This window comes from Methanobrevibacter sp. (assembly GCF_045116495.1).
In the GTDB taxonomy this organism is placed as follows: domain Archaea; phylum Methanobacteriota; class Methanobacteria; order Methanobacteriales; family Methanobacteriaceae; genus Methanocatella.
In genome coordinates this window covers 1-18,644 of the sequence record NZ_JBGULU010000101.1, presented here as the reverse complement: position 1 = coordinate 18,644, position 18,644 = coordinate 1, and the positions used below count along the sequence as shown (strand labels likewise).

The 18,644-nt window shown below is 36.5% G+C and carries 26 protein-coding genes; 10 read left to right on the top strand and 16 right to left on the bottom strand.

Annotation, left to right across the window (positions count from 1 at the left end):
• From ACJMLH_RS05645 to ACJMLH_RS05575, 15 genes are read right to left on the bottom strand one after another with little or no spacing between them, the layout of a single operon-like run.
• A complete protein-coding gene (locus ACJMLH_RS05645; protein WP_405275587.1) occupies window positions 1–1,125 on the bottom strand; it encodes a nickel-dependent hydrogenase large subunit in 1,125 nt (374 codons plus the stop codon).
• Window positions 1,122–1,571, bottom strand: coding sequence for an NADH-quinone oxidoreductase subunit B family protein (locus ACJMLH_RS05640; protein ID WP_295609516.1), 450 nt, complete (start codon window positions 1,569–1,571; stop codon window positions 1,122–1,124). Before ACJMLH_RS05640 ends, ACJMLH_RS05645 begins: the two co-directional genes overlap by 4 nt.
• A gap of 40 nt (window positions 1,572–1,611) precedes the next feature.
• Entirely contained in the window at window positions 1,612–2,004 is a 393-nt protein-coding gene (locus ACJMLH_RS05635) for a DUF1959 family protein (protein WP_405275585.1), read from the bottom strand.
• 5 nt (window positions 2,005–2,009) lie between these two features.
• Window positions 2,010–2,318, bottom strand: a complete 309-nt coding sequence (locus tag ACJMLH_RS05630) for an energy-converting hydrogenase subunit EhaL family protein (protein ID WP_405275583.1) — start codon at window positions 2,316–2,318, stop codon at window positions 2,010–2,012.
• 8 nt (window positions 2,319–2,326) lie between these two features.
• Window positions 2,327–2,581: a hypothetical protein gene (locus tag ACJMLH_RS05625; protein ID WP_405275581.1), complete on the bottom strand. Its 255-nt coding sequence runs from the start codon at window positions 2,579–2,581 to the stop codon at window positions 2,327–2,329.
• Window positions 2,578–3,450 carry a respiratory chain complex I subunit 1 family protein gene (locus ACJMLH_RS05620; protein WP_405275579.1) on the bottom strand — a complete coding sequence of 291 codons (873 nt, stop codon included), beginning with the start codon at window positions 3,448–3,450 and terminating at the stop codon, window positions 2,578–2,580. Before ACJMLH_RS05620 ends, ACJMLH_RS05625 begins: the two co-directional genes overlap by 4 nt.
• 9 nt (window positions 3,451–3,459) lie before the next feature.
• Complete coding sequence (locus ACJMLH_RS05615) at window positions 3,460–3,675, bottom strand: DUF788 domain-containing protein (RefSeq protein WP_295609507.1); 216 nt, start codon at window positions 3,673–3,675, stop codon at window positions 3,460–3,462.
• Between the two features lie 8 nt (window positions 3,676–3,683).
• Window positions 3,684–4,355 (bottom strand): hypothetical protein, encoded by a 672-nt coding sequence (locus tag ACJMLH_RS05610; protein WP_405275577.1) that lies wholly within the window; start codon window positions 4,353–4,355, stop codon window positions 3,684–3,686.
• 9 nt (window positions 4,356–4,364) lie between these two features.
• Window positions 4,365–5,060: an EhaG family protein gene (locus ACJMLH_RS05605; protein WP_405275575.1), complete on the bottom strand. Its 696-nt coding sequence runs from the start codon at window positions 5,058–5,060 to the stop codon at window positions 4,365–4,367.
• Window positions 5,060–5,653: an EhaF family protein gene (locus ACJMLH_RS05600; RefSeq protein WP_405275573.1), complete on the bottom strand. Its 594-nt coding sequence runs from the start codon at window positions 5,651–5,653 to the stop codon at window positions 5,060–5,062. The genes ACJMLH_RS05605 and ACJMLH_RS05600 overlap by 1 nt, the downstream gene beginning before the upstream one ends.
• Window positions 5,650–5,910 (bottom strand): EhaE family protein, encoded by a 261-nt coding sequence (locus tag ACJMLH_RS05595; protein ID WP_405275571.1) that lies wholly within the window; start codon window positions 5,908–5,910, stop codon window positions 5,650–5,652. The genes ACJMLH_RS05600 and ACJMLH_RS05595 overlap by 4 nt, the downstream gene beginning before the upstream one ends.
• Entirely contained in the window at window positions 5,903–6,169 is a 267-nt protein-coding gene (locus ACJMLH_RS05590) for a DUF2108 domain-containing protein (protein ID WP_405275569.1), read from the bottom strand. The genes ACJMLH_RS05595 and ACJMLH_RS05590 overlap by 8 nt, the downstream gene beginning before the upstream one ends.
• Window positions 6,170–6,175: 6 nt before the next feature.
• Window positions 6,176–6,424, bottom strand: a complete 249-nt coding sequence (locus tag ACJMLH_RS05585) for a DUF2109 family protein (RefSeq protein ID WP_405275567.1) — start codon at window positions 6,422–6,424, stop codon at window positions 6,176–6,178.
• Window positions 6,425–6,434: 10 nt separating this feature from the next.
• A complete protein-coding gene (locus ACJMLH_RS05580; protein ID WP_405275565.1) occupies window positions 6,435–6,926 on the bottom strand; it encodes a hypothetical protein in 492 nt (163 codons plus the stop codon).
• Complete coding sequence (locus ACJMLH_RS05575; protein ID WP_405275563.1) at window positions 6,926–7,309, bottom strand: energy-converting hydrogenase A subunit A EhaA; 384 nt, start codon at window positions 7,307–7,309, stop codon at window positions 6,926–6,928. The genes ACJMLH_RS05580 and ACJMLH_RS05575 overlap by 1 nt, the downstream gene beginning before the upstream one ends.
• 113 nt (window positions 7,310–7,422) lie before the next feature.
• Between ACJMLH_RS05575 and ACJMLH_RS05570 the strand changes: the two genes are divergently transcribed.
• Window positions 7,423–8,355 carry an NAD-dependent epimerase/dehydratase family protein gene (locus ACJMLH_RS05570; RefSeq protein WP_405275561.1) on the top strand — a complete coding sequence of 311 codons (933 nt, stop codon included), beginning with the start codon at window positions 7,423–7,425 and terminating at the stop codon, window positions 8,353–8,355.
• Window positions 8,356–8,366: 11 nt separating this feature from the next.
• Window positions 8,367–9,176 (top strand): CPBP family intramembrane glutamic endopeptidase, encoded by an 810-nt coding sequence (locus ACJMLH_RS05565; RefSeq protein ID WP_405275559.1) that lies wholly within the window; start codon window positions 8,367–8,369, stop codon window positions 9,174–9,176.
• 11 nt (window positions 9,177–9,187) lie between these two features.
• On the opposite strand, the gene ACJMLH_RS05560 is transcribed toward ACJMLH_RS05565, so the two are convergent.
• A complete protein-coding gene (locus ACJMLH_RS05560; protein ID WP_405275557.1) occupies window positions 9,188–9,559 on the bottom strand; it encodes a hypothetical protein in 372 nt (123 codons plus the stop codon).
• Window positions 9,560–9,788: 229 nt separating this feature from the next.
• On the opposite strand from ACJMLH_RS05560, the gene ACJMLH_RS05555 reads away from it, so the two are divergent.
• The 8 genes from ACJMLH_RS05555 to ACJMLH_RS05520 form a co-directional block, all read left to right on the top strand.
• Window positions 9,789–10,340, top strand: a complete 552-nt coding sequence (locus tag ACJMLH_RS05555) for a helix-turn-helix domain-containing protein (protein WP_405275555.1) — start codon at window positions 9,789–9,791, stop codon at window positions 10,338–10,340.
• 21 nt (window positions 10,341–10,361) lie between these two features.
• Window positions 10,362–12,029 (top strand): AMP-binding protein, encoded by a 1,668-nt coding sequence (locus ACJMLH_RS05550; RefSeq protein ID WP_405275553.1) that lies wholly within the window; start codon window positions 10,362–10,364, stop codon window positions 12,027–12,029.
• A 14-nt stretch (window positions 12,030–12,043) separates the two neighbouring features.
• Complete coding sequence (locus ACJMLH_RS05545) at window positions 12,044–12,331, top strand: 4Fe-4S dicluster domain-containing protein (protein WP_405275551.1); 288 nt, start codon at window positions 12,044–12,046, stop codon at window positions 12,329–12,331.
• Window positions 12,332–13,447: a 3-methyl-2-oxobutanoate dehydrogenase subunit VorB gene (locus tag ACJMLH_RS05540; protein ID WP_405275549.1), complete on the top strand. Its 1,116-nt coding sequence runs from the start codon at window positions 12,332–12,334 to the stop codon at window positions 13,445–13,447.
• A gap of 12 nt (window positions 13,448–13,459) precedes the next feature.
• The gene (locus tag ACJMLH_RS05535; RefSeq protein ID WP_405275547.1) at window positions 13,460–14,899 is read left to right on the top strand and encodes a 2-oxoacid:acceptor oxidoreductase family protein; all 1,440 of its coding nucleotides are present in this window, start codon (window positions 13,460–13,462) and stop codon (window positions 14,897–14,899) included.
• A gap of 9 nt (window positions 14,900–14,908) precedes the next feature.
• The gene (gene gatD, locus ACJMLH_RS05530) at window positions 14,909–16,219 is read left to right on the top strand and encodes a Glu-tRNA(Gln) amidotransferase subunit GatD (protein ID WP_405275545.1); all 1,311 of its coding nucleotides are present in this window, start codon (window positions 14,909–14,911) and stop codon (window positions 16,217–16,219) included.
• A gap of 9 nt (window positions 16,220–16,228) precedes the next feature.
• Window positions 16,229–18,094: a Glu-tRNA(Gln) amidotransferase subunit GatE gene (gatE, locus tag ACJMLH_RS05525; RefSeq protein WP_405275543.1), complete on the top strand. Its 1,866-nt coding sequence runs from the start codon at window positions 16,229–16,231 to the stop codon at window positions 18,092–18,094.
• A gap of 223 nt (window positions 18,095–18,317) precedes the next feature.
• A partial coding sequence (locus ACJMLH_RS05520; RefSeq protein WP_405275541.1) for a hypothetical protein occupies window positions 18,318–18,644 on the top strand: 327 nt, incomplete at its 3' end.

The following is an 18,644-nucleotide window of genomic DNA, read 5'->3' as shown; positions in this document are numbered from 1 at the left end:
TTATTTCACCTCATAAAAGTCTTTAATGTAAGTTTTTCCGGCTTCATTAGTTATAGCCACTCTTTCAGCACAGGCAACACAAGGGTCGCATGATGCATAGGTGGAAACAGCGTCTGCGACTGTTGGAACATCTCTAATCATATATCTTGCACAGGAATCCATGTTTGCAATACTTGGAGTTCTTATTGAAATATTTTTAATTAAGTTACCATTAGTTTCTATCATATATGTGACTTCACCACGAGGAGCTTCATTTTGCCTCATTGCATAACCAGATTTAATATTTGCAGGAGTACGAACTTCACCTTTAGGCATATTTTCAATAGCTTGTCTAACAAGACTGATTGATTCAGGTATTTCATCAAATCTGGTCATTGTCCTTGCATAATTATCTCCCTCTTTTCTAACAATCACATTAAAATCAAAGTGGTCATCGTAAGTATAGTGACCTACACGGAAATCTTCTGTAATGCCTGAAGCCCTTCCAATAGGTCCGACAGCTCTTCCTTTTATTGCCTCTTTTTTAGACATGTATCCAACACCTTTACATCTCAGGGCAAGTGCTGGACCTTCAGCAAACAGATTACGGGTTATTTCAAAGCCTTCTTCAATTTTTTCCAGGTTTTTAAGTATTGGTTCGAAATGACGCTCATCGGCATCCATCCTGACACCACCAACAACATTCCAACCCATATTAACCCTATTTCCGGTCAATAATTCAATGGCGTCCATTGCGTATTCCCTCAATTCCAAAACATGCATGAATAGGGTTTCGTGATCCATTGATTTGAAGAATGTTGAGTTTGCCAGGAAATGACTTTGAATTCTATCCAATTCATTTGCAATAACTCTTAGGAATTGCGCTCTTAAAGGCACATCAACATCGGAAATTTTTTCGATGGTTTCAGCAAAGGTTTGTGTGTGTTCATATGAACAGATACCGCATACCCTTTCTGAAAGATAAATTCCTTTCTGCCAGGTTTTTCCTTCAATTATTTTTTCGATTCCCCTGTGAACATAACCATATTCAATTTCTGCTTTAACTACCTTTTCACCTTCAGTTTGAAGTTTCAATCTGATAGGTTCCTTTAAAGCAGGGTGAATCGGACCAATAGGCACTATCATTGTTGCTCCCTCCCACGGTCAGCAATAGCTTGGGGTCCTACAGCCAATATGGCTTCCAATATTTCATTAGGCCTTGGCGGACATCCTGGAATTTCTGCTGCAACCGGGATGAAATTTGATGCAGGGGCATTTACATGACCTCCTTCCTGATTGAACACATCTCCGGATATTGGGCAGTTTCCAACTGCTACGGCTATTTTTGGTTCAGGAGCCTTATCATATATTCTTTTTAAATTAGTTTTCCATTGTTCGGTTACTGCACCGGTTAACAATAGAACATCAGCTTCACGAGGATTATTGTGAACATAAATACCATATTGCTCTAAGTCGTATCTTGGAGACAATAATGCAACACATTCAACGTCGCATCCATTGCATCCGCCACAATTTACGATACAGACATGTATTGAGCTTTTCCTCACAACATCCCTTATAGCATCTAACATTGTACTCCCTCTTTAATTTTATAATTTAATATAAACATGATTAATAAATCGCTTCTTTTTTTAATAATTCAAATAATTCTAACTGGCCTTCTTTTAAGGCATCTTCATAAGATTTTCCGTTATTGACTTCTTCAACCAATTTCATTTTTAACTGTTTTGCATCTTCAGGAGAAATCACTTCCAAAGTGCCGCTGAACCAGCACAATCTTAAATCCGCATGGAATTTTTGATATAAGCAAATATCCTTTGCAGAAGTAAATGTTCCATGCAACGCTTCAAGAGTGCCCAAATCAAACAGATTAAAGAACACTTCCTCAAGTTCCTCAACAGTACAATCAAAATCTTTGGAAAGCGGAACTATTACATCTCTTTGCCATGCATAACTTTTCACTATTCTTGTTTGCATCAGTCTTAATCTTTCTTTATCATCCATTCCAATCACATCATACCGTTGCCTTTTAATGCCACATAAACAATTATTCCTACAATTAAACCTACAGCAGATTCTTTTCTACCGTATCCCGGTCTTTCTCCCATTACAAATCCTGCTAATAGAAAACCAATAGCGGATAAAATAATGTTACCTGAATTGAATCCCAAAACCCAACCTACAATTGAAATTACAGCAAATGGAATGTTGAAGGCAGTTACGGCAACAAAAGGTTCACCATGCTGCTTGTAACTGTAAAGCAAACCAAGAATTAATCCAACTGCAAATGTGAGTATGTAAATCATATAATCTAACATAATATCTCCTACATTGGTTTATAAAGCAATATAAATGAACAGATTATTGCTATTAATGTTATTATAAAACATAATTTCTCTATATTTTCAATTTTATGTGAAAAGTTACCTTTAGCAAGCAATGCAAATACTGCCAAAATAATTCCGATTATCACTATTGGAGCAAGAATAGTCGAATGCAAAACTGTTGCCAGAAGGCCGACAACTATTACGCCAATAGCAACTAATGCTGTCATATATACAATCATATCTTCACTATTCATGCTACCACCCCTGTAAATATCATCAATACTGTTCCAAAGAAACATATTGCTCCTATAGTGATTTGAGTCATTACTGAATGATTTGGAGAGAAGATTGGTGTTGTAGCATTAATAAATGCAGTGATGAATGTTATTGCAATCATTCCAATCAAATATCCGACGGCATTTAACGGACCGAAGAATATTGTCAGGAATACCCAAAGCATCACATACCATGCAATAGCTTCTGAAAAATTCATGAATCCTCTTAAAAATCCAAAGTGTTCTGTTTCAAATCCAGAAATTAAAACTTTGTCTTTTGTTATTGCAAATGGAGAGTATGGAGACTTTGTAATGATTAACATGAAAAACATAATAGCTGCAAGCGGAATTGTAAATACCAATGGACCATGTACGGATTGATAAGTGATAATTTCTCCAATGTTCATTGTACCAGTGACCAGATAAACAAATACTATAGCTGCAAACAATGGAAGTTCTGTTGCCGCTGAAAGAACAGCCCTTACACAACTCAGTTTACCGTATGGAGAACCTGAACTTGATCCTGAATTATGCTCTACAATTTTATAAACCGCATAAACACCAAATAATATAAGCAATGAATCATGAGCTACAGGACCAGCAATAACACCTACAACCCAAATTAAAGCCAATATAAATACAATACCAATATAAAATACTTTTGAAACAGTTCTTGGAATTGCAGTTTCTTTAAAGAAGAATTTCAAAGAGTGTATTAAATGCTGGACAATAGGCGGTCCAGGACGTTTCTGAACACGTGCCATAATTTTTCTATGCAAACCTAGAAGCAGACTTCCCGCTAGAAATGCAATAATAACCTGAATTAAAATTTCTGCCATTAAATTCATAATACCACTCTAATACCCAGTAAATGGTTCTTTCACCCTTTCTTCTGCATCTTCAGGTTTTGGTTTAGCCATAGTCAATAAACCTAAAGATAAAATCCATAATGGAATACCAAATATAGCTACAGCATAAACAATCCATGCTTCAAAGTTTATAACCAAGCATGCGAGTATAGCTATTGTTGATAATGCCAATAATATAATACATGTAATTTTCTGACTAACCATACTACCATCTACCACAATACCAATAATAAAATTTCAACAGCTCTTACAATAATAAACAATGAACTTAAGTGAATAATAACAATGAATGGAGATCCAGCAGTCCTGAACATTTCTGCCTTACTTGCAAAGAACGGCGCTACTCCACTTTCACCTAAAATACCTATCAACATTAACACAGCACCGAAGACCACCATCGGACTTGCAGGCATTTGAGATAAAACCGCCAAACTTAAAGTTCCGGTTGATGCGAGAATTATGGCTGCACCACCAAATAACGGTAAACTGCACATCATAGCTATTAAACCGTAGTTAAATGCAGAATTTAAAACAGTGGTTTGCTTTACGGCTGATACAATACCGATATTCAAAATACCCACCAAAGCCATGAACAATGTGAAGTTAAATAAATCCCCTGTTATCATTGCACCTGCTGATGCAAGACCGCAGACTATTGAAAGGAACCTTCTCTGTTTAAATTCCTTAGGACCAACTTTAACTTCAGTATTATGTAAATAATGCATAGTAGCCTCTATCTGAGTTTCAGGTTTACTCAAAGCTATCATTACTGTAAATCCGAGTAAAACCGCGAAAAGGAACAAGTTAAATGGTGTAAGATATAACACAATATCTCCAAGCGGAATTGTTCCAAGTAAATTTCCTCCAAGTGTAACAAAATCCATACTCATCACCTACTCCTTATCAAAATCCTCTCTCATAAGCAGTCCAATCAGTCCTACTTTTGAAGCTACTTTTAACAGTAATCCACATGCTGCCAAGAATAAACTCAATAACCAATATTGAGGTGCTACAAAGAATAACAAAAATCCTATAATCCATAAGCACCATGCAATACCAGAAACTCCTGCAATACCATCCAACATTAACACAGGAAGTCCTCTTGCTTTTTTGGATAATGCATAAAATACAATTCCTCCACCAGCTACTGCACCACCAGTAAAACCAGTCAGGAAAATACCATATCCAATTAATACCAATGCAATAAAATTAGGAGCAGTATTTAAAATTTCCATATTCAATGCAAATGACTGTGGAAACATTGAAGAAGATTTTGAAAGATTTCTTCTTGGATTTTGCTCTATTTTACGCATTTCTCTTGTAAGTAAAATTTCAGAAATTGCCAGGGTTTCTGCAAGTTCCACTACCAAACCCGGCAAGATTAATGCTTCTGCAAGGTCAGTTCCAACTGCAGATACAACGAAAATCATTGCAAGACCTATCAAATCAGTCAAGATAAGAATATGAATTTCTTCTCTTTTCAAAGCTATTGCCATTGAGCCAATAAAACCAACGATTAAACCTGCGTATATTGCAGGCAAATACATTGATACGAAAGCATCAGGAACATACGGAGGTATAAATACCATCAGTTATCCCTCCTTAGCTGCTTTTGTCTTGCTTTTTCATCATTTGCATTAACTTCTCTGGCCACTTTTGTTGAATCGGAAATGGCCTTTTTAACGTCTTGCTTTATTTCGTTTTCATCGTTTTTACGATTCATAGTGTAATTTATAGATAACCATGATGCGATGATAAATGACATCATCAGTATGCTTGATTCCAATATGGTATCGAAACCTCTTGTATAGTACAGTATTTCATCTATAAGTCCTCCTGGGGATGAATAAATTGATGTACCAAAGTACGGTGAAATCGACGATACCCATTGTGCCAATGGAGACATATATCCAGTTATCATTCCCAAACTGGCTGCATTATCAGGATATTGAGGCTTAATTATTCCAGGTTGAGACAATACTTCACCACCCCTATCATAAGGAGCGATTGCTAATCCAGCATCAATTTGTTCTTGAGGAGCCGGTCTAACATACAATTGATCCGGATTCAATGCCATCGGAACAATGAAACCGATGATTAAGATAATTCCTAAAGAAAATGCAAACAGACGAGGAATATTTTTAGGGTCTGCCAGTTTATTCCATAAAACTCCTATCCTCATACATCTGCCCCCATTTCTTCCAAGCGAATAATAGCTCTAAATAAGATTAAAGTAATGATTACAGTTGTTGCAAGCAAAGTCAATAATGCCAAAACATGATTGTAACATAATAATACCAAACAAACTCCAACAGATGCAACTTCAGTATTGAATGTTCTTATAATAGGGTCTTTTACTCCAGGACCCCATGCTGTAGCCAAACTTCCTACAATAGCTAGAAATATTCCAAAATAAAAGAATAACGGGACACTAACCATTTATCTCACCCCTTTCCAGCTTCTTTTTTCTAATATCATTAACTTTCACAATAGACAGGATAAATACCAATGTAGACAAAGGACCTGCTAATGCCGCAAACATAGCCACATCCAGATATTTGAATAATACAACAGCTAAAACAAATCCTGCATCAAGTATTGTAAACATTATCACTTTATCTAATGGCTTTTTAAGGAATATGATACCAAATGCACCGATTACCATTAAAGCAATTGCAATTATTGAAACGAAATCCATTTTAGCTCACTCCAATAGTATTTCATCATCTAGCCTATTTAATGTGTATGCAATCGCATTTGCACTAACTGTAGAACAAATAAAGAATGCTGCTGCGACTACAAGAGCAAATGGAGTGTTAATTACCAATGCAATTAAAGCTGAAACTCCAAAACCAATTACATTTAAATATAATAATCTTTCAGCCCTATTTTTGGTTATTAATGCTCTTAATGCAACAAAAATGACTATAATACCAATTATTTCAACATACATATTACCACTCTCAAGCATGCCTATTGAATTTTTCTGCAATCTTGCCTAAAACGATTGAAGCCCTTTTATGGTCGAGACCCTGAACGGTCAATATTGCAATAACCATACCCACAATAAACATTTCCGGAGTGAATCCTAAAAATGAACAGACAGTAATTATTACAGTAGCGGTTAAGCTTCCGACAGTTCCGGCATAACCTGGATCAGCGCACAATCTGTTTCCCATAAATACAAAGAATGCCGCTATAATTCCTCCAGAAATTCCTAAAAGCAAATATCCAATAGAAGCTATTAAAGTACCGGCGGATGCATCTGGAGAACATACAATGTTTCCTTGGAAAAATCCACCAGCAATGTCTCCCCCTCTTTTTTCGACATTTTCACCAATAATCCTGGCTCCTTTTACTCCAGGTTGCTCGGGAAGTCCGAAATATGTATCAACAATTACAAAATTCAACCAACATAGAATTGCAGCAATTATTATTCCAATCACTTCATTCATCACATATCCTCCCCCTCATCTCCATCTAAAGGCTTTGGAAATACAAAATCAAACAAATATTTCACAAACAATGCAGATAAAATACCAATAATAACAGCCAATACGATACCATTATACATGAAAGTGTAGTTTAAAACTAAAAAAATAGAAAAAATACCAATGGCTATTATCGGAGTCGGATATATAGCACTAACATCAAAAGAATACCTATATGGTTTGCCAGGTAATAATGGGAGTTTTAAAATTAATGCAACTATAATTGAAACAATAATAGTGACAAAATAAGCTAATAAAACATCAAATGAACTGATTGTTATATTTGCAAGCCCATAAAAATTACCATAAGAAGCAAAAAATATGGTATTATACATAAAATCAAACATATTATTAGACTCCTCTTAAATAATAATTATATTATATAAAAATATATAAATGTTGTTACTTAAAATTAATATTAATAGCTTAAACATAATTAAAATTAATAATTGGTGGCTTAATGAAGAATAAAAATATTTTAATTACCGGTGGACTTGGATTTATTGGTTCTAACATAGCTAATGAACTATTAGATGAGAATGAAGTCCTCATTCTTGATAATTTATCTACTGGTAAGATTAACAACTTAAAAGATGCCAATCATGAAAATTTAAAAATCGTCAAAGAGGATATCCGTAATACGGATTTGAATGACCTGACATCAAATATAGATTACATTTTCCACCTTGCGGCAATGGCCAGTGTTCCTTTAAGTATCGATGAACCGGTCGAATGCAGTGATATAAATGTTAATGCCACCATTAAGCTTTTAAAGTCTGCCGTCGACAATGATGTTAAAAAAATTATATTTTCATCATCCTCATCCGTTTATGGACAAAATAAAAACATGCCTCTGAAAGAAACAGAACAGCCAATGCCAATGTCACCGTATGCTGCATCAAAAGCCAGCTGTGAACTCTATTTGAAGGCATTTTATGACAGTTATGGATTGAATTATGTTTCATTAAGATATTTTAACGTTTTCGGACCAGGACAGGATAAAAATTCACAATATGCCGCAGTAATACCAAATTTCATCAGTTCCATTTTAGAAGGAAAACAGCCTGAGATTTACGGAGACGGCGAACAGACCAGAGACTTCATTTTTATAAAAGACGTTGTCAGAGCAAATGTTAATGCGGCCGAATCCGACTTTAACGGAATAATAAATGTCGCATCCGGTAAAAAGCTAAGCATTAATCAGCTTTATGAAATCGTTAGAAAAACACTCAACAGTGACATGCAGCCAAAATATCTGCCTGAAAGACAGGGAGACATCAAACATTCCCTTGCAGATATCAGCAATTTGGCAAAGATTAACTGCAGAGTGGATTCTGATGACTTTGAACAACAACTTAAAGATACCGTAAAATGGTTTGAAACAATTTTATAGGAATTATTAATATGGATAAAAGTGTTACCGATTTCAATATACGGTTGAGAACTATAAGACTAAGAGATCTTGCTGTCGGCCTTGTAATCAGTTTTATACTTGTCATTATACTTTTGATAATTTTTCCGGAAATTGAAAACAACAGCGATTTATTTTTTATAGTTCTTTTATCATGTGTTTTATTATTTTTTATTTGGGCCTTAAAAGGTACAACCGGCCTTACGAAGAATTTTGAAAATTTATTTGTTGAAAAAACTCGAAATGAAATACTATATGTATTTGTTCTTAACATCATATTTGCATTTTTATTCACCTGTTTGATTGCAGCCCTTGACCTTCTGATGGGATTTTATGATCCCAGCTGGGTTACAGGCTTTGACATTGACTCAGTTGACGTGTCTGCCGGAGCATTCCTGTTAAGCGCAATTGCATCAATTATATTTGCACCTCTTTTAGAGGAACTGGTGTTTCGGGGAGTCATATTCAACAGACTGAAAATAAGAGTGGGGATCATTCCGGCAATGCTGATTTCATCATTCATATTTGCAATAGGACATGATTTCGGAGGAATAACAAGTGCATTTTTATTTGGAATATGCATGTGCATCCTATATTTAAAAACAGACAACATTCTTGTTCCGATGAGTGTTCATTTCATAAATAATGTTGCTGCGACAATTCTGGCACTGACATCCATAGATTATATTATCGGACAGTTCCCATGGATAATTCCTGCAACAATAATCGTATTAGCGGCAACATTTCTGCTAATAAAATACATTATTCATGAAACAGGTCAATTGAAAAAAAGTTTGGGTTAAAAATTTGAAAGTTAGTGGAATCCGCATCCACTACATGTTTCACATTTTTCTTCTTCTAAAGGATTATACTGTTTATCTTCCTGCAAAGTAGCTGAGATAAAGTACTGGTCAAATTGCTCTTTATTTTTTAAAACTGGAGAAATTCCTTTAAAATCGCATTTGATATCTCCGGTTCCGCCAATATCGACCATGATTGGTTCACCTAATTTGAATCTTTTAAAATATGCTTCAACTTCATCCTTCAAACTTCCAGGTACTCTAAAATTAAAAGATAAAATATTATTTTCCTTCATTTTTAAACCGACATATTTTTGGTCTATTTCAAAATTCAAACCCAATTGTTTTTTGAAAATAACATTAGTACCAATTTCGTTAGATGCCATTTTTATAATCTCCTATCAAATCAATTAAATTAAAATTATAGTTTGTAATATATAAAACTTTTCTTATTTTGAACAAAAATGTAAATTTAAAAAATTTTTTTTAGTTAAATTTATAATGAATTATCACGATTTTTAATAAGGTTTATATAACTTCAAAATCAAAAATTAGAATATGTTATAATATTATATTATAATAAAAAAACATTTAAAAAAAATAAGGTGTTTATGAATGAACGAATACAATAAAGATATTGGAAATAGAATTAGAGAATTGAGAGAACTATCAGACATTACTATTAAAGAAATTGCAGAAGACTTGAACATTACAGAAGAAACCTACATCCAATATGAAAACGGCGAAATAGACATCCCAGCAAGCTTCTTATACGAACTTGCACACATTTTTAAAGTTGATTTAGGATTATTATTAACAGGTGAAGAAAGCAGAATGAGCATCTTCGATGTTACCCGTGCAAACAAGGGAGTTTCAGTGGACAGAAGTAAAGAATATACCCACGAAAACTTATGTTCCAAATTCATTCATAAAAATGCTGAAACATTCCTTGTTACTGTGGATCCAAAAAAGAATCCTCAGCCTTCACTTAATTCACACCCAGGACAGGAATTCAATTATGTCCTTGAAGGTTCCTTAAAAATTTATATTCACAATAACGAAATTATCTTAAACGAAGGAGATTGCATCTTCTTCGATTCAGCGCACAGACACGCGATGGTAGCACTTAACGATAAACCGGCTAAATTTTTAGCAGTGATCATATAACGTTTACAAGGAGTTAATTAAATGACATCAGTAATAGGAGATTTTGTAGAAAGAGTTGATTATGACTCTTATGAAGACTTTCATGAAAATTTTAAATTAAAATATGAAGATGATTATAATTTCGGATTCGATGTAGTGGACAAGTATGCAGAAATCGATCCGGAAAAAATTGCATTGATATGGACAAATGATGAGGATGAAAATCATACATTCACCTTCAAAGAAATGAAGGAATACTCAAACAAAGCCGCAAACCTATTTAAAAAACTGGGCATCAAGAAAGGCGACTGTGTAATGCTTACCCTAAAAAACAGATACGAATTCTGGTTCTGTATGGTAGCGCTGCACAAGATTGGAGCAATCGCAATTCCTGGAACCCATATGTTAAAGCTTCATGACATTGATTTCAGATTAAGGGAAGCAAAGGTGAAAATGGTAGTTTCAGTTGAAGAGGATACACTTTTACCGGATTATGAGGAAGCGGAAAAGTCACTGGAAATTGATTTGATAAAATTAGCTATCGAAACCGACAGGGAAGGCTGGATAAATTTCAATGAAGCAATCGAAAATGAAAGTGACGTTTTCGAAAGACCTACAGGTGAAGACAAAACCTATGCAGAAGAGATTTTCCTAATCTACTTCACTTCAGGGACCAGCGGACTTCCGAAAATGGTTTCACACAAGCATACCTACTCCTTAGGACACATCCCTACAGCAAAATACTGGCATAATGTAGTGGAAGACGGAATCCACCACACCGCAGCAGATACCGGATGGGGAAAGGCAGTTTGGGGAAACTTGTATGGCCAATGGATTGCAGGAACAAGCATATTCATTTATGATTACAACAGATTCAATGGATTGAAACTTCTTGACAAAATCATTGAAAATAAAGTGGACACCTTCTGTGCTCCTCCTACAATCTACAGATTCATGATTAAAGAAAATATTGAGGGATATGACCTTTCCAATTTAAAATACGTTACTACCGCTGGAGAGCCTTTGCCTCCTGAAGTATCCGAAAGATTCTATGACATTTCAGGATTAAGGATTAAAGAAGGATTCGGCCAGACAGAAACCACATTGTCAATCGGAACATTCATCTGGTTGGATGCAAAAATCGCTTCCATAGGAAAACCTTCCCCGTTATTTGATTTGGAGTTATTGGACGAAGATCACAATAAAGTTGAAATCGGTGAAGAAGGTGAACTCTGTTTTAAAATGGGCGATGAACCTATTCCTGGATTATTTAAAGACTATGTAAATGATGATGAAAAATACAGACAGCAAATCCACGACGGATATTACCACTGCGGAGATACCGCATGGGTTGATGAAGAGGGATATGTTCACTTTGTCGGAAGAAACGACGACATCATCAAATCTTCAGGTTACCGTATCGGGCCTTATGAAGTAGAAAGTGCAGTATTGTCCCACGAAGCAGTGGCTCACTGTGCTATTACCGCTTATCCTGATGAAGTCAGAGGCCAGATTGTAAAGGCAAGTATTGTTCTGCAGCCTGGTTTCGAACCATCAGAATCATTAACTAAAGACATTCAAAATCATGTTAAAAGAGTTACAGCTCCTTATAAATACCCAAGGATGGTTGAGTATGTTGATGAACTTCCTGAAACCATCAGCGGTAAAATAAGAAGAGTTGAAATCAGAGAAAAAGACAATGAAAATTAATTTAGATGATATAAATGACAGAAGAAGAAATATCTTATCCAGTTATTAATAAGGAAATCTGCAAAGGCTGTATGAGATGTATAGTCGGATGTCCTCAAAATGCAATATTACTATCACAAGACATGAATGACGCAGGATATCAGTTTGCATATTACAGCGGAAATGGATGTACAGGATGTAAAGACTGTTACTTTACCTGTCCTGAACCATTAGCGCTAGAAGTACATCAATATAAAAAGATTGTTAACGATTCAGTCGCTAAGATGATTAAGGCCAAAGCAGTTAATCAAGGGGGAAACTAAATGAGCAATCAGATGGTTAAAGGAAATACCGCAGTTGTCATCGGTGCAATGTATGCCGGTTGCGACTGTTTCTTCGGATACCCAATTACACCTGCAAGTGAAATCTTACACGAAGCGTCCAAATATTTCCCGATGGTTGGAAGAAACTTTGTACAGGCTGAAAGTGAAGAGGCATCAATCAATATGGTCTATGGTGCATCAGGTACCGGCCACAGAGTAATGACCTCATCATCCGGACCTGGAATCAGTTTAATGCAGGAAGGATTTACTTTCCTTGCAGGAGCTGAACTTCCTGCCGTTATTGTTGACATTATGAGAGCAGGACCTGGGCTTGGAAATATCGGACCTGAACAGGGAGATTACAATCAGGTTGTCAAAGGCGGAGGTCACGGTAACTACAAAAACATTGTTTTAGCTCCAAACAGCGTTCAGGAAATGTGTGACTTAACCATGAAAGCGTTTGAACTTGCAGACAAATGGAGAAATCCTGTAGTGGTCCTTGCAGACGGTACATTAGGACAAATGGCAGAACCGCTAGTGTTCCCTGAAAAGGCTATTGAACCGAAAAATGACAAACCATGGGCAGTAAAAGGAACTGAAGAAACAATGGACAATCTCATTACTTCAATTTTCAATGATTTCAATGATCTGGAAGACTTCAACTTCAAACTTCAGGAAAAATACGCGCAAATCGAAGCTGAAGAAGTAATTTATGAGGAATATCAGGTTGAAGATGCAGATATCGTTTTGGTATCATTCGGTATCAGTTCAAGAATCGCAAGATCAGCAGTTGACAAAAGCCGTGAGAAAGACATAAAAGTCGGGCTTTTAAGACCAATCACATTATCACCTTTCCCAGTTGACAAAGTAAAAGAACTTGCAGACAAAGGAGTCAGTTTCATTTCTGTTGAAATGAGCAACGGTCAGCTATTGGCTGATGTGCAGTTTGCAGCACTCAGAAAAGAAGACACACACCTTGTTAACAGAATGGGTGGAAATTTAATTGAATTAAAACAAATTCTTGCCAAAATTTATGAAATCGCAGGAATTGAAGATGAAGACATAGACTTATCCGAAAGAAGTGAGGAAAAGGCCAGTCCAAATATAATTGATTAGGGATGTGGAAAGATGAGTGATAAAGAAAATAAAGATTATGAATTAAAAGTACGTAGAAATCCACAATCTCTTTTAGAGGAATATCCTAGAAAAGGAACCAATATTCAGTCAACTCACTACTGTGCCGGTTGTGGACATGGAATTTTACATAAATTAATTGCAGAATGTATGGATGAGCTCGGAATCCAGGAAAGATGTGTTATGATTTCTCCTGTAGGATGCTCAGTATACGCATATTTCTACTTCAACTGCGGAAACTTCCAGACTGCACACGGAAGAGCGCCTGCAGTAGCTACAGGCATCTCAAGAGCAGAAGACAATGCAATCGTTATGAGTTATCAGGGAGACGGGGATTTGGCTTCCATCGGTTTAAACGAAACATTACAGGCTGCAAACAGAGGAGAAAAAATTGCAGTATTTTTCGTAAACAATACCGTTTACGGAATGACCGGTGGGCAAATGGCACCAACCACCTTAATCGGTGAAAAGACAGTAACATGCCAGACCGGAAGAGATCCTGACTATGCAGGACACCCTACCCATATGTGCGAATTGATCAACACCCTGAAAGCACCTGTATTCATTGAAAGGGTATCCCTTGCAAACCCTCTGAAAATCAGGCTTGCGAAATTTGCAATCAAACAGGCACTTACCATACAGAAGGAAGGAAAAGGATATTCATTTGTTGAAGTGCTTTCACCTTGTCCTACCAACCTGAAACAGGATGTAGTTAGTGCTCAAAAATTCATTGAAGAACAAATGGAAAAGGAATTCCCTGTTAAAAACTTCAGAAACAATATGTACACCAAAGAGCCTGTCCAAAGACCTGCAAGTGACTTTTCAACAGAGTCATTGGATAAAATATTTAACGTGAACAGAAGCGAAGGTTCAGGATATGTTGATGAGGATATTGAACCTGTAAGCATCAAAGTTTCTGGATTCGGAGGTCAGGGAGTTTTAAGTGCAGGCCTTACAATAGCTCAGGCCGCATGTGCCGAAGGAAAACATGTTTCATGGTACCCTAGCTACGGACCTGAACAGAGAGGTGGAAAATCCAACTGTTCAGTTGTAATATCCAATGAAACCATAGGAACACCAGTTGTTGATGACATTGACATTCTCATTGCTTTAAACAAACCTTCTCTCGAGCAGTTCTCACAGGACGTTAAAGAAGGCGGAGTAATCCTTTACGATTCAAAAATCGGAGAATTTGAAACCGACCGTGACGTTAAGGTCATTGCAATGCCATGTGTAGATATTGCTGAAGAGCATGGAAATGCAAGAACAGCAAACACTGCACTTTTAGGGGCACTGACTGAACTGGGCGATGTTTTAAAACGTGAATCTTATGAAAATGCTATTCGTGAAATGTTTGCATCCAAACCTAAAGTAATTGACGTAAACATTGAAGTTCTCAAAGCAGGAGCCGAATGGATTAAAAACAATTATTAGTGTGATTTAATGACTTATAAAGAAAATGCTGAAAATTATATAGAAAAATATGGTTTAGGTATAGGGGATAAAATCAAAGTCAACAAGGAAGACATCTCTTATACCGGTATTTTACTTGATAGGCCAGAAGATGCGGATGACGGGTATCTTGTAATTAAATTATCAAGTGGATATAACATTGGAGTAGCTATTGAAAATACTACAGCAGAACTTATTGAAAAAGGAGAAAAGCCTAAAATCGGATTTGGAGAAACTGAAATTCCGCATGATGAATCCAAACAGAACCTCTCAATCGTTTCAACCGGGGGTACAGTATCATCCGTCATTGACTACAGAACCGGAGCGGTACACCCTGCATTTACTGCATCCGATCTTGTAAAGGCCAATCCTGAATTGTTGGATTATGCAAATTACAATGTTAAGGCATTATACAATATTTTAAGTGAGGACATGAAACCCGAATACTGGGTTAAGGCTGCAGAAGAAATTGCAAATGACATTTCCGATGGTGCTGACGGTGTTGTGATAGCTCATGGTACCGATACAATGCACTACACTTCCGCTGCATTGAGCTTCATGCTTAAAACACCTGTACCAATCATAATTACAGGTGCTCAGAGAAGTTCAGACAGACCTTCAAGCGATGCAAATATCAACCTGATTGATTCTGTGATTGCTGCAAAATCAGACATTGCAGAAGTCTGTGTCTGTATGCATGGAAGTTTAAATGACGAGTACACCTACCTTCACAAAGGTACCAAAGTAAGGAAGATGCATACCTCAAGAAGAGACACTTTCAGAAGCATCAACGCTCAGCCAATAGCTAAAATCCAGAACAAAAAGGTTAGCATCAATCCTGATTATGTTTACACCAAACGTGGAGAAAATGAACTGGAACTGAATACCGCCATTGAAGAGAAAGTAGGATTTGTCAAAAGCTTTCCGGGAATATCCAAAGAATACATTGAATATCATATTGACAAAGGATACAAAGGCATTGTAATTGAGGGAACAGGTCTTGGACATGTTCCAAACGACCTCATTGACTCATTCAAAAGAGCTAAAGATGAAAATATCCCAATAGTTATGACTTCACAGTGCCTTTACGGAAGAGTCAACATGAACGTTTACTCAACAGGACGTAACATTATTGATGCCGGAGTAATTTCAGGAATTGACATGACCCCTGAAACTACCTACGTCAAATTATGCTGGGCATTAGGTCAAAGCGATGATTACGAAAAAGTTAAAGAGATTATGCAAACAAATGTTGCAGGTGAATTTGGAGAAAAATCCACAATCAAGGATTTCTTAAACTAGGGTGATAGAATGGATTATGAAAAATTAGGATTAATGATGGGACTTGAAATTCACCAACAGCTAAACAGTGAACATAAGCTATTCTGTCCATGTAAAACAGAGCTTGTTGATGATGATTTTGATGAACTTGTTCAAAGAAAATTAAGACCGACCCAATCCGAGCTTGGAGAAATCGACAGGGCAGCTCTTCAGGAGTCCTTAAGAGGATTGAATTTCAAATATGAAAACTTCGCCAAACATACATGTCTTGTTGAAAACGATGACGAACCTCCTCACAGTTTAAATGAAGAAGCTCTTGACATCTGTATTACCATAGCATGTCTGATGAACATGCATATCGTGGATGAATTCCACACAATGAGAAAACAGGTAATCGACGGAAGTAACACCGGAGGATTCCAGAGAACAGGTATGGTTGCAACCGACGGATACCTCGACACCCCATACGGAAGAGTCGTGATTGAAAGTCTGGGCCTTGAAGAGGATGCCGCAAGAAGAGTTGAAACCAAAGACGGATTTACCGAATTCAGACTTGACAGACTGGGAATACCTCTTGCAGAAATCACAACAGACCCTTCAATGCACCACCCGGACCAGGTCAGGGAAGTTGCATACATGCTCGGTCAGATCTTAAGGAGTACCAATGTAAAAAGAGGTCTCGGTACAATCAGACAGGACTTGAACATTTCCATTGCCGAAGGTGCACGTGTGGAAATCAAAGGTGTGCAGGACTTGGATTTAATGGCTGAAATCGTAAACCGTGAAGTTCAAAGACAGTTAGCTTTAATTGACATTAAAAAAGAACTTAACGCAAGAAATGCAGAAGTTTTAGATGAAATTCATGATCTCGATGAACTGCTTGAAGACACCGAATCCAAAATATTGAAATCTGCTGAAACAATCAAAGCAGTTGTCTTAAAAGGTTACGACGGTTTGATTGGCCGTGAAGTACAGCCGGGAAGAAGATTCGGTACTGAAATTGCAAGCTATGCCAAAAAACGTGGCGTTGCAGGTATTTTCCACTCAGACGAATTGCCGGCTTACGGAATTAAACAGGATGAAGTTGACAGAATCGCTGAATTTTTAAACATCGGTGATGAGGATGCATTTATTATTGTTGCTCACGATGAAGACATTGCCGTTTCAGCACTTGAAGAGGTTAAAAGAAGAGCTGAATTAGGTTTGGATGGAGTTGTTGAGGAAACCCGTAAGGCATTGGATGACGGAAACACCGAATACATGAGGCCGCTTCCGACTGCAAACAGAATGTATCTTGAAACCGATATTCCTTTATTTAAAATTACTGCTGACAGGGTTGAACCTATTGCAAACAACCTGCCTGAACTTCCTGACGTGAAACAGGCCAGAATCATTGAGGAGTACAAGTTAAGTGAAGATCTGGCAACACAGCTTGTCAAAAGGCAGGAAGCAGACATGTTTGAATCCATTTTGGCTGACGTTGATGTGGATGCAACACCGGTAGCTTCACTTCTTGCATATGACTTAAGAGAAATCAAAAGGGAAGGTCATGACGTTAATGTATTGACTCTTGAACACTTCAAAGGAATATTTACCCTTTTGGCCGACGGCAAAATTGCAAAGGACAGCGTTCGTAAACTGGCTGTTGAAACCATCAAGACCCCTGACATGGATATCCCTGAAATTGCGGAGAAAAACAATTTAACCATGCTTGGCGAAGATGATGTGGCTAAAATCATTGCCGAAATTGTAGCGAACAATGAAGGAATGGTTAAGGAACGTCAAATGGGAGCTATGGGTCCTTTAATGGGAATGTGCATGAAACAGCTTAAAGGAAAAGCCGACGGCGGAATGGTCAACAAGATCGTTCGTGAAGAAATTCAAAAATTAATCTAGGAAACTCACAGGAGTTTCCAAAAAACTCTTTTTTTAAAACCATTCTAAATTTCAAATGATACACACTAAATTCATCATTAACCCATAGTTTTAGGCATATTTTACAAATTGACCTCAATATTGCTTTCATTACTAAAAATTGACCTCAAATAATACCAAATGTTTAAATAGAATGTTAAATATAACATATTTTATCAATCAATACCAATAGGAGGTTAATTTAATGATTCAGAAGTTTCAAAAAACAGAAAGAATATTTCATCCATCCTATAAAGAAAAAACCGGCACCATGACTTTAGAAAAATTCCTAATGGAAAACTTTCAATTTCCAGATGAAGACTTTGAGAAAATATGCGGATTCCTCAGACAGGACAGCGGACTGGAAAAAATTATTTTTGAACTGCCAAATCTAATTCAAAGTGAAATCACATATGACAAATTGCAAATTAAATTCTATGAGGAGTTTCAAGAAGATTATCTCCAATTAGAAGTTAACGTTTTCACTCCAATAGACACTGTAACTTCATTAAAAGTTGAAGAAAAATTAGAA

Excerpts from the sequence above, each read along its gene's own strand:
- ACJMLH_RS05645 (WP_405275587.1), bottom strand. The coding sequence starts at position 1,125 with ATGATAGTGCCTATTGGTCCGATTCACCCTGCTTTAAAGGAACCTATC.
- ACJMLH_RS05640 (WP_295609516.1), bottom strand. The coding sequence starts at position 1,571 with ATGTTAGATGCTATAAGGGATGTTGTGAGGAAAAGCTCAATACATGTC.
- ACJMLH_RS05635 (WP_405275585.1), bottom strand. The coding sequence starts at position 2,004 with ATGGATGATAAAGAAAGATTAAGACTGATGCAAACAAGAATAGTGAAA.
- ACJMLH_RS05630 (WP_405275583.1), bottom strand. The coding sequence starts at position 2,318 with ATGTTAGATTATATGATTTACATACTCACATTTGCAGTTGGATTAATT.
- ACJMLH_RS05625 (WP_405275581.1), bottom strand. The coding sequence starts at position 2,581 with ATGAATAGTGAAGATATGATTGTATATATGACAGCATTAGTTGCTATT.
- ACJMLH_RS05620 (WP_405275579.1), bottom strand. The coding sequence starts at position 3,450 with ATGAATTTAATGGCAGAAATTTTAATTCAGGTTATTATTGCATTTCTA.
- ACJMLH_RS05615 (WP_295609507.1), bottom strand. The coding sequence starts at position 3,675 with ATGGTTAGTCAGAAAATTACATGTATTATATTATTGGCATTATCAACA.
- ACJMLH_RS05610 (WP_405275577.1), bottom strand. The coding sequence starts at position 4,355 with ATGGATTTTGTTACACTTGGAGGAAATTTACTTGGAACAATTCCGCTT.
- ACJMLH_RS05605 (WP_405275575.1), bottom strand. The coding sequence starts at position 5,060 with ATGGTATTTATACCTCCGTATGTTCCTGATGCTTTCGTATCAATGTAT.
- ACJMLH_RS05600 (WP_405275573.1), bottom strand. The coding sequence starts at position 5,653 with ATGAGGATAGGAGTTTTATGGAATAAACTGGCAGACCCTAAAAATATT.
- ACJMLH_RS05595 (WP_405275571.1), bottom strand. The coding sequence starts at position 5,910 with ATGGTTAGTGTCCCGTTATTCTTTTATTTTGGAATATTTCTAGCTATT.
- ACJMLH_RS05590 (WP_405275569.1), bottom strand. The coding sequence starts at position 6,169 with ATGGATTTCGTTTCAATAATTGCAATTGCTTTAATGGTAATCGGTGCA.
- ACJMLH_RS05585 (WP_405275567.1), bottom strand. The coding sequence starts at position 6,424 with ATGTATGTTGAAATAATTGGTATTATAGTCATTTTTGTTGCATTAAGA.
- ACJMLH_RS05580 (WP_405275565.1), bottom strand. The coding sequence starts at position 6,926 with ATGAATGAAGTGATTGGAATAATAATTGCTGCAATTCTATGTTGGTTG.
- ACJMLH_RS05575 (WP_405275563.1), bottom strand. The coding sequence starts at position 7,309 with ATGTTTGATTTTATGTATAATACCATATTTTTTGCTTCTTATGGTAAT.
- ACJMLH_RS05570 (WP_405275561.1), top strand. The coding sequence starts at position 7,423 with ATGAAGAATAAAAATATTTTAATTACCGGTGGACTTGGATTTATTGGT.
- ACJMLH_RS05565 (WP_405275559.1), top strand. The coding sequence starts at position 8,367 with ATGGATAAAAGTGTTACCGATTTCAATATACGGTTGAGAACTATAAGA.
- ACJMLH_RS05560 (WP_405275557.1), bottom strand. The coding sequence starts at position 9,559 with ATGGCATCTAACGAAATTGGTACTAATGTTATTTTCAAAAAACAATTG.
- ACJMLH_RS05555 (WP_405275555.1), top strand. The coding sequence starts at position 9,789 with ATGAACGAATACAATAAAGATATTGGAAATAGAATTAGAGAATTGAGA.
- ACJMLH_RS05550 (WP_405275553.1), top strand. The coding sequence starts at position 10,362 with ATGACATCAGTAATAGGAGATTTTGTAGAAAGAGTTGATTATGACTCT.
- ACJMLH_RS05545 (WP_405275551.1), top strand. The coding sequence starts at position 12,044 with ATGACAGAAGAAGAAATATCTTATCCAGTTATTAATAAGGAAATCTGC.
- ACJMLH_RS05540 (WP_405275549.1), top strand. The coding sequence starts at position 12,332 with ATGAGCAATCAGATGGTTAAAGGAAATACCGCAGTTGTCATCGGTGCA.
- ACJMLH_RS05535 (WP_405275547.1), top strand. The coding sequence starts at position 13,460 with ATGAGTGATAAAGAAAATAAAGATTATGAATTAAAAGTACGTAGAAAT.
- gatD (WP_405275545.1), top strand. The coding sequence starts at position 14,909 with ATGACTTATAAAGAAAATGCTGAAAATTATATAGAAAAATATGGTTTA.
- gatE (WP_405275543.1), top strand. The coding sequence starts at position 16,229 with ATGGATTATGAAAAATTAGGATTAATGATGGGACTTGAAATTCACCAA.